Consider the following 13,077-nt stretch of genomic DNA (forward strand, 5'->3'; position numbering starts at 1 on the left):
GCGCCCACGAGAGCAGCCACGCGCCAGGCCGCCATGGGGGGATTCCGCTTCGGAGCCTGCCTTTTCGCGCGTGGACACGTCAAGACATTCGGCAAGGCTTTTCAGGCTCTTGCGAAAGGCACTGAAGGAAGCGGACGGGGCACCGCCGCGCGGCCTCCGCGGACGGGCACGAAGAGTCCACGTACGCGTACCAAGAGTCCAATGGGCCCTCTTGTGCCCCAGGCCACCCAACCGACAGGGTCCTCACCGAGGTTCACGACTGTCCCGCGTACGATCCGCTCCTTTGGAGGACCGATGCACGAGGCACAACCGCAGAACCAGGAGCCCAACGAGGCCGGACCCAGCCGCCGTTCGGTCCTGTGGACCGCCGGCGCGGCGGGCGCCGGACTGGGGTTCGCCGGGCTGGGCAGCGGGCCGGCGGCCGCGGCCGCACCCGGCGCGGCCGGCTCGGCCGAGGCCGCCGCCGCGCCCCCCAGGCCCCAGGGCAGAACCATGATCGGGGTGCCGTTCGAACCGCGCAGCACGGTCCGCATCGGCATCATCGGCCTCGGCAACCGGGGCGGCAGCATGATCGACCTGTTCCTGGCGATGCCGGACGTCCGGGTCGTGGCGCTCTGCGACCCGGTGAAGGACAAGGTCGCCAAGGCCGCGGCGAAGGTCACCAAGGCCGGGCAGCCCGCGCCCGCCGTCTACACCAACGGCCAGCACGACTTCGAAAACCTCTGCCGGCGCACCGACATCGACTTCGTCTACGCGGCGACGCCCTGGGACCTGCACTTCGAGATGGCGAGGACCGCCCTGCTCAACGGCAAGCACGTCGGCACCGAATGCCCGCTGGCGCTGCGCCTGGACCAGCTGTGGGAACTGGTGGACCTCTCCGAGCGCACCCGCAGACACTGCCTCCAACTGGAGAACTGCTGTTACGGCAGGAACGAGATGCGGGTGCTGCGGATGGCGCACGCCGGCCTCTTCGGCGAACTGCTGCACGGCGCCGGGGCGTACATCCATGACCTGCGGGGTCTGATGTTCGATCCGACGTACTACGAGGGGCCCTGGCGCCGGCTGTGGCACACCCGGATGCGCGGCGACCTCTACCCCAACCACGGCTTCGGGCCGGTCGCCAACTACATGGACGTCAACCGTGGCGACCGTGCGGTGCGGATCGCCAGCTTCGGCTCGCAGGCGCGGGGCCTGGCCGCGTATCGCAAGGAGCACATGCCGCCCGGCGACCCCAGCTGGAAGGAGTCCTACATCGAGAGCGACCGGACGATCAGCCTGGTGCAGACCGCCAAGGGCCGGGTGATCCGGCTGGAGCACGACGTCTCCACCCCGCACCCCTACAGCCGGATCAACAGCCTCGGCGGCACGAAGGGCCTCTTCGAGGACTACCCCGAGCGGATCTACCTGGAGCCCGACCAGAACAACGACGAGTGGGGCGACTTCGGCCGGTACGCGGAGTGGGACCACTGGCTGTGGAAGGAGCACGCCAACCCGCCCGGCGGCCACGGCGGGATGGACTACATGCTGGTCCTCCGGCTGACCCAGTGCCTGCGTCTCGGCCTGGTACCGGACTTCGACGTCTATGACGCGGCGACCTGGTCCGCGCCGGTGGCGCTGAGCGACCGCTCGATCAAGGCGCAGGGCGCCCCGCAGGAGATCCCGGACTTCACCCGGGGGCTGTGGCGGAAGGCGCGGCCGGGGATGGACTCCCAGAAGCCCGCCGAGTGACCGGGCGCGCGGGGCTCCCGCGCCCCTCCTGACCTCCGGTAGACGTCCGGGGCCCGGTGGCAGGCCGTCCGCCACCGGGTCCCGGGCGTCACCACACGCCGCGCTCACTGCCCTCCGACTGCCGCCCTCCGGCCGTCACTTCTCTCCGGGGGCGACGGTGGCGTCGTCCGGCTCCTCCTGGCCGGCCGGGGCGGGGGCCGGCTGCGGCGCCTTGCCGGCCGGGGCCGCGCCGGCCAGGACCTGCTTGGCCGTCACCCGGTCCAGCGCCCCCTCCCAGCGGGACACCGCGAAGACCGCGACGCAGTTGCCGAGCAGGTTGGTCGCCACCCGCATGGAGTCCATGATCCGGTCGACGCCGAGCAGCAGGGCGACCGCGGCGGCCGGGATGACGCCCAGCGCGGTGGCGGTCGCGGACAGCGCCAGGAACGCCGAACCGGGCACACCCGCCATGCCCTTGCTGGTCAGCATCAGCACCAGGACGACGGTGATCTGCTGGCCGAGCGAGAGGTGGACGCCGATGGCCTGGGCGATGAAGAGCGTTCCGACGGAGAGGTAGATGGAGGCGCCGTCGAGGTTGAAGGAGTACCCGGTGGGCAGCACCAGGCCGACCGCGTCGTCCCGGCAGCCGGCGGCCCGCAGCTTCTGCATCATCCGCGGCATCACGGTCTCGCTGGAGCCGGTACCCAGCGCCAGCAGCAGTTCCTCGCGGGTGTAGCGGACGAACTTCCACAGGCTGAGCCCGGTGACGGCCTTGAGGGCGAGCCCCAGCAGGACGAGGAAGACCAGCGCGACGCCGTAGCAGACCGCGATCAGCTTGCCGTACGTCGACATCGCACCCAGCCCGTACTGGCCGACGAGGTGGGCGGTGGCTCCGAAGACCGCGAGCGGGGCGAGCCTCATGATGTAGCCGACGATGGTGAAGACCACGTCCTGGGTCTGCTCGATGAGCGGCAGCAACTGGGGCACGCGCCGCTGCCCGAGGTGCAGCAGCGCCGCCCCCACCAGGCACGCCAGTACCAGGACTTGGAGCAGCGAGTTCTCGGCGAACGCACCGACCGCGCTGTCCGGCAGCGCCTCCAGGACGAACTGGCTCGCGGAGGGCAGTTTTCCGCCACCGGTCCTGGCGTCCACCGCACCCTTGTCGAGGGAGGCCGGATCGACGTGCATCCCGGCGCCGGGGCTGAAGACGTTGGCCGCCAACAGGCCCACGACCAGGGCGATGCTGGTCGCCGCCTCGAACCAGATCAGGGCCTTGACCCCGATCCGCCCGAAGGACTTGAGGTCACCCGCCTTGGTGATGCCGGCGACGACGACGCAGAAGACGAGCGGGGAGATGACCGCCTTGATGAGGCGGACGAAGCCGTCCCCGAGCGGCTGGAGCGAGGAGCCCGCCTGCGGCCAGAGGCGTCCGACCAGGACACCGAGCAGCAGGGCGAGCAGCACCTGGGTGAACAGGCTGGTGCGCAACAACCGCCCGGCACGGCGGGCGATGCTTCCGGTGGCGTGCGGCACGGGCACTCCTCCATGGACGGATTTTGAAATGCGGAAACATATTTCCGCGGTCCGCCACTATGGCCGGTTGTCGTTTCTCCCGAAAGAGCGCGGGGAACTTCCCGTGAAATCTTGGAGCTTGATCCAAGGAGCGGCGCGTCCGGGCTTCCGCCCCCATGGCGGGAGCGGCGGACTCAGCCGGACAGGTGGGCCCTGTCCCCCATCACCACGACCGGGTGCCGCGCCGGATCGAGCGCCCGCAGCAGCGCCGCCATCGCGGACTTCGCCACACTCACGCAGGCCGAGGTCCCGCTCCCGTGGTCCAGATGGAGCCAGACCCCGCCGCCCTTGGACTGCCCCTGGGGGCGCGTGGGATCCAGCGGGGACGCCCCGACGACCCGGTTGTAGTTGATCGCCACCACGTAGTCGAAATCGTGACGGGTGTTCTTCGACCAGTACGCTGGCGGGGTGAATGCCGCCGCGTGCGTGTAGGGCAGCCGGGTCCCCGGATCGGGGAGCACGCCACCGGCGTCGGTCAGCGAGAAGACCCCGACCGGGCTGCGCTGGTCGTCCTCGTGATGGTCCGGCGTCCAACCGCGCCGCCCGTTGTGCGCCGGCCAACTCCCCTTGCGCTTCCATTCGTTGGCGTCCTTCTCGTACAGCACCACCGTCGCGTCAGGGGAGTTCGGGCCCGCGCCGTAGACCGCGACGACCTGGCGGGTGGCGGCCGGGATCCGCGCCCGCAGCGCCGCGCCGACGCCGGGGACGCCCGCGGGGTGCGCGGGGTCCGGCCCGCCGCCGGCCGACCCTCCGGGATGCGGCCGCGCCCCGACGCCGTCCCCCTCGGCCCCCCTGCCGCCCTTGCCGTCCCGGCCGCCCTCGCCACCGGCTCCGCAGCCCGCCACGAGGAACGCCGTCGCCGCGGCCACCGCCGCCATCCGCACCACACCGCCCGCTGTCCGCATGACGCCCATGCTCCCACCGCACCCCGACGATCCTTCGCCCGCCGGCCGCCGTGTCCGCGAGCCCGCCGTCGGCTGCGGGTCCGCCGGCGTCCACGGCCCGGAAGAACCGTCGGCTTTACCGGCTTTCGGTGGAAAAACGGTTTGAAACCGGGCCGCCCGGCACGCGAACCTTCCCTGTGCCCCCGCTCGCGCCGGGGCCTGTCACCAAGGCGCGAGGGCCGCGCCGGCCTGCCCGGACCGCGTGTCACCACTCCCCCGACGACCACCACCGCCGCTGCCGGCCCGCCGGGCGCGCTCGGCCCACCCCCACTCGCCGCGACAACTCCTTGGACATCATGCGCATTCGCGATCTTCCCCACCCCGACCCCGGCGTCCCCGACGTCCGTACGGGCAGCAGATTCCTCGTGTGGCTGTGCCGGAAACAGCTCGGCGGGCAGACCAAGGCCCTCTTCTGGGGGCTGGTGCACATGGCCGCGATGGCGTCGTTCCCGCTGCCGGTGGGCCTCGCCGTGCAGGCCGCGGTGGACGGCCACGGCGCCCGGCTGGTGCTGGCGGGCGGTCTGCTGGCGGTGCTCGGCGGGCTGGTCGCGGTCGGCGACATCATGCTGCACCGCGCGGCCGTGACCAACTGGATCGTCACGGTGGCCCGGATGCAGCAGCTGCTCGCCCGCAAGACCTCCGAACTCGGCGGGGCGATGACCCGCCGGGTGGCGGCCGGCGAGATCGTCGCGGTCAGCACCGGCGACCTGGAGCACATCGGATGGTTCGTCGAGACGCTGTCCCGCTTCGGCGCGGCCCTGGTGGCCTCGGTCGGCGTCTGCCTCGCGCTCGTGGTCTACCAGCCGCAGCTCGGCCTCGTGGTGGCCCTCGGCACACCCCTGCTGGCGCTGGCCGTCCTGCCGCTGCTGCCGCCGGCCACCCGCCGGGCCGACGCCCAGCGCGAGAAGGCCGGGCGGGCCACCGAACTCGCCTCCGACACCGTCGCCGGGCTCCGGGTCCTGCGCGGGATCGGCGGTGAGGAACTCTTCCTCGGCCGCTACCGCAGCGCCTCCCAGGAGGTCCGTCGGGCCGCCGTCCGCAGCGCCCGCATGTGGTCGCTGATCTCGGCCGTGCAGGTCGCCCTGCCCGGCCTGCTGCTGATCGCCGTCGTCTGGCACGGCGTCGGCCTCGCGCTCGACGGCCGGATCACGGTCGGCGAACTCGTCACCATCTACGGCGCGGTCTCCTTCCTGCTCTACCCGCTGCGCCACTTCGAGGAGATGACGATGTCCTGGTCCTTCTCCCGGCCGGCGGCGGAGCGCACGGCACGCGTCCTGGCACTGAGCCGGCCGGCGGGCGGGCGGTTGACCGACCCGGAACCGCCGTCCGGCGACCTCCACGACCCGGTCAGCGGGCTGACCGCGCGGGCCGGCCGGCTGACCGCCGTGGTGTGCGGCGACCCGGACGCCGCGGGCCGGCTCGCCGAACGCCTCGGCGGCCATCCCCCGCACCAGGACCCGGCCCCGGCGGCCACCGGCCCGGACGCCGGCGAGGCGGAGTCGCCCCGTCCGCTCTCCGTCGTCCTCGGCGGCACCCCGCTGGACGACGTCCCCCGCGGCACCGCCCGGACCGCCGTCCTGGTCCAGGACAAGGACCCCGTACTGCTCTCCGGGACGCTCGGGGAGCTCCTCGACGTCCCGGCGTCCGGCCGGGTCACCAACGAGGCGGCGCTCGACGCGGCCCAATGCGGCGATGTGCTGGCCGCGTTGGCCCAGGCGTCCGCCGACGACTCCGGCGACCCGATGCACACCCACATCACCGAACGCGGCAGGTCGCTCTCCGGCGGCCAGCGCCAGCGGCTGGCCCTGGCCAGGTCGCTGGTCGCCGACCCCGAGGTGCTGGTGCTGGACGAACCGACCAGCGCCGTCGACGCGCACACCGAGGCCCGGGTCGCCGACGGACTGCGGGAGATCCGGGCGGGCCGCACGACCGTGCTCCTCACCTCCAGCCCGCTCCTCCTGGACCGCGCCGACCACGTCGTCTTCCTCCAGCAGGGCAAGGTCGCCGGCGAGGCACCGCACCGCGAACTGCTGCACACCCACGCGGAGTACCGCGCCGTCGTCACCCGCGAACCGGACCCCGCCCCCGCGACGCCGCACACCACCGACCGCACCGTCATCGAGGAGACCGCATGATCGGCCTGGCCCCGCCGGAGCACGATCCCAACACGCCCACGACCGTCGACACCCTGCCGGTCGGCTCGCCGGCGACGGTGCGCGCCTATGTGGCCGAGCTGATCCGCCGCCACCGCCGGGACTTCACCGTCCTGGTCACCGTCAACGCCGTCGCGGTCATCGCCTCGATGGCCGGGCCCTATCTCCTCGGCGGCCTGGTCGAGGACCTGTCCGCGGGCCGCGGCGGACAGATCCAACTCGGCCGCACCATCGGCCTGTTCGCGCTCGCCCTGGTCGTCCAGACGGCGTTCGTCCGCATGGTGCGGCTGCGCGGGGCCATGCTCGGCGAACGGGTCCTGGCGGACCTGCGCGAGGACTTCCTCGTCCGGTCGGTCGCCCTGCCGCCGGGCGTCCTGGAGCGGGCCGGCACCGGCGACCTGCTGTCCCGGATCACCACCGACATCGACCGGCTCGCCGAGGCGATGCGGGAGGCCGTACCGCAGCTGTCCATCGGTGTCGTCTGGGCCGGTCTGCTGCTCGGCGGGCTCACCGTCACCGCACCGCCGCTCGCGCTGTCCGTGCTTATCGCGCTGCCGGTGCTGATCGTCGGCTGCCGCTGGTACTTCAAGCGCGCGCCCGCCGCCTACCGCTCCGAGGCCGCCGGCTACGCCGCGGTCTCCGCCGTCCTCACCGAGTCCGTGGACGCCGGCCGCACCATCGAGGCGCACCGCTTGAACACCCGCCGGATCGCGCTGTCGGAGCACCGGATCCGCGCCTGGACCCAGTGGGAGCGCTACACCCTCTCCCTCCGCTCGGTCCTCTTCCCGGTCATCAACGTCACCCATGTGGTGATCCTCGGCGCGGTCGTGGTGCTCGGCGGGGTGTTCGTGCTGCACGGCTGGCTCACCCCGGGGCAGCTGACCACCGGCGCGCTGCTGGCGCAGATGCTCGCCGAACCGGTCAACCTGATCCTGCGCTGGTACGACGAGCTCCAGGTGGCCCAGGTGTCGATCGCCCGGCTCGTCGGCGTCCGCGAGATCGAGCCGGAGGCCGCCGACGCCTCGGTGGTCCCCGGCGGCCGGGAGATGCGCGCCGAGGACGTCAGCTTCGGCTACCGCGCCGGCGTCGACGTGCTGCGCCAGGTCTCGCTGAGCGTGCGCCCGGGCAGCCGGGTCGCGCTGGTCGGCCCGTCCGGCGCCGGGAAGTCCACGCTGGGCCGACTGCTGGCCGGCATCTACGGGCCGCGGGCCGGCTCGGTGTCGTTGGGCGGCGCCGAGCTCTCCGCGATGCCCGCCGAACGCGTGCGGGAGCACGTCGCCCTGGTCAATCAGGAGCACCACGTCTTCGTCGGAACGCTGCGCGACAACCTGCTGCTGGCCCGCACGGACGCGGCCGACGCCGAACTCTGGGCGGCCCTGGGTGCGGTGGACGCGGACGCCTGGGCCCGCGCCCTGCCCGGCGGTCTGGACACCGAGGTCGGCTCCGGCGGCACGGCCCTGACACCCGCCCGGGCCCAGCAGGTCGCGCTGGCCCGCCTGGTGCTGGCCGACCCGCACACCTTGGTGCTCGACGAGGCGACGTCGCTCCTGGACCCGCGCGCCGCCCGTCATCTGGAGCGGTCGCTGGGCAAGGTCCTGGACGGGCGCACGGTCGTGGCCATCGCCCATCGGCTGCACACCGCCCACGACGCCGATGTCATCGCGGTCGTCGAGGACGGCCGGATCAGCGAACTGGGCAGCCACCGGGAGCTGGTCGCGGCCGACGGCGCCTACGCGGCGCTGTGGCGGTCCTGGCACGGCTGAGCCGCGGACGCCCGGTGGCGCCCCACGGATCCGTGGGGCGCCACCGGGGAACGGGACCGGACGAGCCGGGCGAGGCCGCAGGCCCGCACGGGTCGCACGGGTCGCACGGGTCAGATGTAGCCCAGTGCCCCCAGCGCGCCGAGGCCGCCCAGCAGCATGAACGCCGGCATCAGCACCTTCAGCTCCACCTTGCTGCCGGCCCGGAAGCGCATCGGCTTGGGCGTGCCCAGCGGGTACCAGCGCTTGCGGCCTATCGGGATGGGCCACAGGATCGGGCAGCCCGAGACGGTCAGCGCGTCGCCGATGTCGTGCACCAGCGCGCCCAGCATGATCGGCAGGCCGAGCCAGAGGTACTCCTGCCCCGGCTCGGTGAACAGCCAACTCGCGCCGTTGCCCGGCAGGTCCATCTCCTGGGCCAGGATCCACGCCGCCGCGGCGCCGAGCAGCCACACCAGCACATCGCTGGAGACCCGCGCCGCCCGCCACAGCAGCCCCTCGATGGCCAGCACCATGTGGACGAAGAGGATGCCGAGCACCGCCCAGCGCCCGCCCTCCATGGCGAGCAGCGACATGCCGGCGCCGATCAGCACCGCCCACAGCCAGGTGTGGGTCAGCGTCCGGTGGCCGCCCGAGCGGTGTGAGTCGCCGCGCATCTTGGTCGCCTTGTAGGCGGCGTGCGAGAGGGTGTCGACCACGTCGCACAGCCAGCGCGACAGCGGCCCGAAGGCGCGCGAGATCGTCGCGGCCTTGTGGTCGAGGTCCGGCGCCAGTGCCGCCCCGGCGCAGATCAGTGTGCCGCTGACCAGCACCGGCCAGGGCATCGGATATCCCGCGCCGTAGGCTGCCGCCCCCACCCCCAGCCAGGCCGCGGCTCCGGACAGCGAGTGCGCCGGTCCCATCATGGTCGTTCCCCACCCCTTGTTCTGCGCTTCTGACGCCTGGTCGGCGACACAGCGTAGCGTCAGATGATCTCCGGTCGGGGAGTGGGTGGCGGGCCGGAACACGGGTGGGCGACGGGGCGAACACGATCCGCACCCGGCCGTGCGCGGGGTGTGCGTACCCCGGCCGACGGCGGCGCGGAGCCGCCCTCCCCGGCCTCCGTCGGCCTCCAGTTGATCTCCATCCGGAGCACCGGTTCCCGGATCCGGGCCGAAGGCAGGCAGTATGGGGGGCGTGACCCTCATCGATCATCTCCCGAACACCGCCGACCCCGACGCCCTCTTCGAAGCCTTTTCGGGCTGGGCCGAACAGCAGGGCATCTCGCTCTACCCTGCCCAGGAGGAGGCGCTGATCGAAGTGGTCTCGGGGGCGAACGTCGTCCTGTCCACCCCCACCGGCTCCGGGAAGAGCCTGGTGGCGGCCGGCGCGCACTTCACCGCGCTCGCCAACGACCAGGTCACCTTCTACACCGCGCCCATCAAGGCGCTGGTCTCGGAGAAGTTCTTCGACCTGTGCAAGCTGTTCGGCACCGAGAACGTCGGGATGCTCACCGGCGACGCGTCGGTCAACTCCGACGCCCCGGTGATCTGCTGCACCGCCGAGGTGCTCGCCTCGATCGCGCTGCGTGACGGCAAGTACGCCGACATCGGCCAGGTCGTGATGGACGAGTTCCACTTCTACGCCGAGCCGGACCGGGGCTGGGCCTGGCAGATCCCTCTGCTGGAGCTGCCGCAGGCACAGTTCGTCCTGATGTCGGCGACGCTCGGCGACATGTCGCGCTTCGAGGAGGACCTGACCCGGCGCACCGGCCGGTCGACGGCGGTGGTCCGCTCCGCGACCCGGCCCGTGCCGCTGTCGTACGAGTACCGCAGCACGGCGCTGACGGAGACGCTGACCGAGCTGCTGGAGACCCGCCAGTCGCCCGTCTACATCGTGCACTTCACGCAGGCCGCCGCCGTGGAGCGGGCGCAGGCGCTGATGAGCATCAACATGTGCACCCGGGCCGAGAAGGACGAGATCGCCAAGCTGATCGGGAACTTCCGCTTCACCACCAAGTTCGGGCGGAACCTCTCGCGGTACGTCCGGCACGGCATCGGCGTGCACCACGCGGGCATGCTGCCGAAGTACCGGCGGCTCGTGGAGAAGCTGGCGCAGGCGGGTCTGCTGAAGGTGATCTGCGGCACCGACACGCTCGGCGTGGGCGTCAACGTCCCCATCCGTACGGTGCTGTTCACCGCGCTGACGAAGTACGACGGGACGCGGGTGCGGACGCTGCGGGCGCGGGAGTTCCACCAGATCGCGGGCCGCGCCGGCCGGGCCGGCTTCGACACCGCCGGCTTCGTGGTCGCGCAGGCCCCGGAACACGTCGTGGAGAACGAGAAGGCGCTGGCGAAGGCGGGCGACGATCCGAAGAAGCGCCGCAAGGTGGTCCGCAAGAAGGCGCCGGAGGGCTTCGTCAACTGGGGTCAGAACACCTTCGAGAAGCTCATCGGCTCCGACCCCGAGCCGCTGACCTCGCGTTTCCGGGTGACGCACGCGATGCTGCTGTCGGTGATCGCCCGGCCGGGCAACGCCTTCGAGGCGATGCGACGGCTGCTGGAGGACAACCACGAGCCGCGCCGGAACCAGCTGCGGCACATCCGCCGTGCGATCGCGATCTACCGCTCCCTCGTGGACGGCGGGATCGTCGAGCGGCTCCCGGAGCCGGACGCGGAGGGCCGGATCGTCCGCCTCACCGTGGACCTCCAGCAGGACTTCGCGCTCAACCAGCCGCTGTCGACGTTCGCGCTGGCGGCCTTCGACCTGCTCGACCCCGAGTCGCCGTCGTACGCGCTGGACATGGTCTCGGTGGTGGAGTCGACGCTGGACGACCCCCGGCAGATCCTGGCCGCCCAGCAGAACAAGGCGCGGGGCGAGGCGGTCGCGCAGATGAAGGCCGACGGCGTCGAGTACGAGGACCGCATGGAGCGCCTCATGGACGTCGAGTACCCCAAGCCGCTGGACGAGCTGCTGTCGCACGCCTACGGCCTCTACCGCAAGAGCCACCCCTGGGTCGGCGACCACCCGCTGTCGCCGAAGTCGGTCATCCGCGACATGTACGAACGCGCCATGACCTTCACGGAGTTCACCTCCTTCTACGAGCTGGCGCGCACCGAGGGCATCGTGCTGCGCTACCTGGCCAGCGCGTACAAGGCGCTGGACCACACCGTGCCGGACGACCTGAAGTCGGAGGACTTCCAGGACATCGTCGCCTGGCTGGGCGAGATGGTCCGGCAGGTCGACTCCAGCCTGCTGGACGAGTGGGAGCAGCTGGCCAACCCGGAGGAGGAGACGGCGGAGCAGGCGGCCGAGCGGGCGGATCAGGTCCGGCCGGTCACCGCCAACGCGCGGGCGTTCCGCGTGCTGGTCCGCAACGCGATGTTCCGGCGGGTGGAGCTGGCGGCGCTGGACAAGGTCGAGGAGCTCGGCGAGATGGACGCCGAGTCCGGCTGGGACGCCGACGCCTGGGGCGAGGCGATGGACGCCTACTGGGACGAGTACGACGAACTGGGCACCGGGCCGGACGCTCGCGGCCCGAAACTCCTGCGGATCGACGAGGACACCGCGCACGGGCTGTGGAAGGTGCGGCAGACTTTCGCCGACCCGAACGGCGATCACGACTGGGGTGTCTCGGCCGAGGTGGACCTGGCCGCCTCCGACGAGGAGGGACGCGCGGTGGTCCGGGTCACTGACGTGGGGCAGTTGTGAGCCGACGGCTTCGACCGAGGCCGCCGAAGGAGATGACGGAGGGCCACCGGTCATGACGAATCCGGCCGAGAAGCTGGTCGATCTGCTGGACCTGGAGCAGATCGAGGTGAACATCTTCCGTGGCCGCAGCCCGCAGGAGAGCCTCCAGCGGGTCTTCGGCGGGCAGGTCGCCGGCCAGGCGCTGGTGGCCGCCGGGCGGACCACGGAAGGGGACCGCCCGGTCCACTCGCTGCACGCGTACTTCCTCCGGCCGGGCCGGCCGGGGGTGCCGATCGTGTACCAGGTCGAGCGGGTCCGTGACGGGCGGTCCTTCACCACCCGTCGGGTCGTCGCCGTCCAGCAGGGACGCACGATCTTCAATCTGACCGCCTCCTTCCACAAGCCGGAACCCGGCTTCGAACACCAACTGCCGATGCGCCGGGCCGTACCCGACCCGGAAGAACTGCCGAACGTCGCGGAAGAGGTCCGCACGCACCTGGGCGGTCTGCCCGAGGCGCTGGAGCGGATGGCCCGCCGCCAGCCGTTCGACATCCGCTATGTCGACCGGCTGCGCTGGACGCCGGACGAGATCGAGGGCGCGGAACCGCGCAGCGCCGTCTGGATGCGTGCCGTCGGCCCGCTGGGCGACGACCCGCTGGTGCACACCTGCGCGCTGACCTACGCCAGCGATATGACGCTGCTGGACGCGGTCCGCATCCCGATCGAGCCCCTGTGGGGCCCCCGTGGCTTCGACATGGCCTCCCTCGATCACGCGATGTGGTTCCACCGTCCCTTCCGCGCGGACGAGTGGTTCCTCTACGACCAGGAGTCCCCGATCGCCACCGGCGGCCGGGGCCTGGCCCGCGGTCGCATCTACGACCGCGCCGGCCGCCTGTTGGTCTCCGTGGTGCAGGAGGGGCTGTTCCGCCCGCTCGGTGACTGAGGGGCGCGTGGGCGGCAGCGGCCGCACCGCCTTACGCTCGCCTCATGGACTTCACCCTCACCGCGGCGGAGAAGACCGTCGTCCACCATGTCGCCCTCCGCCTCCGGGCCGGCGTGCCGCCCTCCGACGACGACGTGGCGGACGAGCTCGGCGACGAGGCCCGCCCGTTGCTGCAATCCCTGTTGGACAAGGGCTGGCTCGTCGTCGGCGAGGGGCGGACGCTGACCCTGTCCATCATCGCGCGGGCCGTGGTGGCCGACCGCGGGGATGCCGGGGAGCCGCAGGGCTGACGCCGGGCGGCCCCGCCGTTCCGCCACCCGCCTCGCCCG

General features: G+C 72.3%; 9 protein-coding genes. 6 read left to right on the plus strand and 3 right to left on the minus strand.

Annotation, left to right across the window (positions count from 1 at the left end; all coding sequences use genetic code 11):
- Positions 1-294 precede the first annotated feature (294 nt).
- Positions 295-1,728 carry a Gfo/Idh/MocA family protein gene (locus JNO44_RS39480; protein WP_205368790.1) on the plus strand — a complete coding sequence of 478 codons (1,434 nt, stop codon included), beginning with the start codon at positions 295-297 and terminating at the stop codon, positions 1,726-1,728.
- A 135-nt stretch (positions 1,729-1,863) separates the two neighbouring features.
- Here JNO44_RS39480 and JNO44_RS39485 read toward each other — a convergent pair whose 3' ends face one another.
- Together JNO44_RS39485 and JNO44_RS39490 are read right to left on the minus strand one after the other, a co-directional pair.
- The gene (locus JNO44_RS39485; RefSeq protein ID WP_205368791.1) at positions 1,864-3,240 is read right to left on the minus strand and encodes a cation:dicarboxylate symporter family transporter; all 1,377 of its coding nucleotides are present in this window, start codon (positions 3,238-3,240) and stop codon (positions 1,864-1,866) included.
- Between the two features lie 173 nt (positions 3,241-3,413).
- Complete coding sequence (locus JNO44_RS39490; RefSeq protein ID WP_420882722.1) at positions 3,414-4,193, minus strand: hypothetical protein; 780 nt, start codon at positions 4,191-4,193, stop codon at positions 3,414-3,416.
- Positions 4,194-4,519: 326 nt separating this feature from the next.
- Here JNO44_RS39490 and JNO44_RS39495 point away from each other — a divergent pair, with 326 nt between their 5' ends.
- A complete protein-coding gene (locus JNO44_RS39495; protein ID WP_205368792.1) occupies positions 4,520-6,358 on the plus strand; it encodes an ABC transporter transmembrane domain-containing protein in 1,839 nt (612 codons plus the stop codon).
- Positions 6,355-8,139 (plus strand): ABC transporter ATP-binding protein, encoded by a 1,785-nt coding sequence (locus JNO44_RS39500; RefSeq protein WP_205368793.1) that lies wholly within the window; start codon positions 6,355-6,357, stop codon positions 8,137-8,139. The genes JNO44_RS39495 and JNO44_RS39500 overlap by 4 nt, the downstream gene beginning before the upstream one ends.
- Positions 8,140-8,249: 110 nt before the next feature.
- On the opposite strand, the gene JNO44_RS39505 is transcribed toward JNO44_RS39500, so the two are convergent.
- Positions 8,250-9,041 (minus strand): metal-dependent hydrolase, encoded by a 792-nt coding sequence (locus JNO44_RS39505; protein ID WP_205368794.1) that lies wholly within the window; start codon positions 9,039-9,041, stop codon positions 8,250-8,252.
- 271 nt (positions 9,042-9,312) lie between these two features.
- Between JNO44_RS39505 and JNO44_RS39510 the strand changes: the two genes are divergently transcribed.
- Genes JNO44_RS39510 through JNO44_RS39520 form a run of 3 tightly spaced genes read left to right on the plus strand, consistent with a single transcriptional unit; the run spans position 9,313 to position 13,038 of the window.
- Entirely contained in the window at positions 9,313-11,826 is a 2,514-nt protein-coding gene (locus JNO44_RS39510; protein WP_205368795.1) for a DEAD/DEAH box helicase, read from the plus strand.
- A gap of 52 nt (positions 11,827-11,878) precedes the next feature.
- Positions 11,879-12,748, plus strand: a complete 870-nt coding sequence (locus tag JNO44_RS39515; RefSeq protein WP_205368796.1) for an acyl-CoA thioesterase — start codon at positions 11,879-11,881, stop codon at positions 12,746-12,748.
- A 44-nt stretch (positions 12,749-12,792) separates the two neighbouring features.
- Positions 12,793-13,038 (plus strand): hypothetical protein, encoded by a 246-nt coding sequence (locus JNO44_RS39520; RefSeq protein WP_205368797.1) that lies wholly within the window; start codon positions 12,793-12,795, stop codon positions 13,036-13,038.
- Positions 13,039-13,077: the final 39 nt, after the last annotated feature.

The organism is Streptomyces noursei, assembly GCF_016917755.1.
In the GTDB taxonomy this organism is placed as follows: Bacteria; Actinomycetota; Actinomycetes; order Streptomycetales; family Streptomycetaceae; genus Streptomyces; species Streptomyces yunnanensis.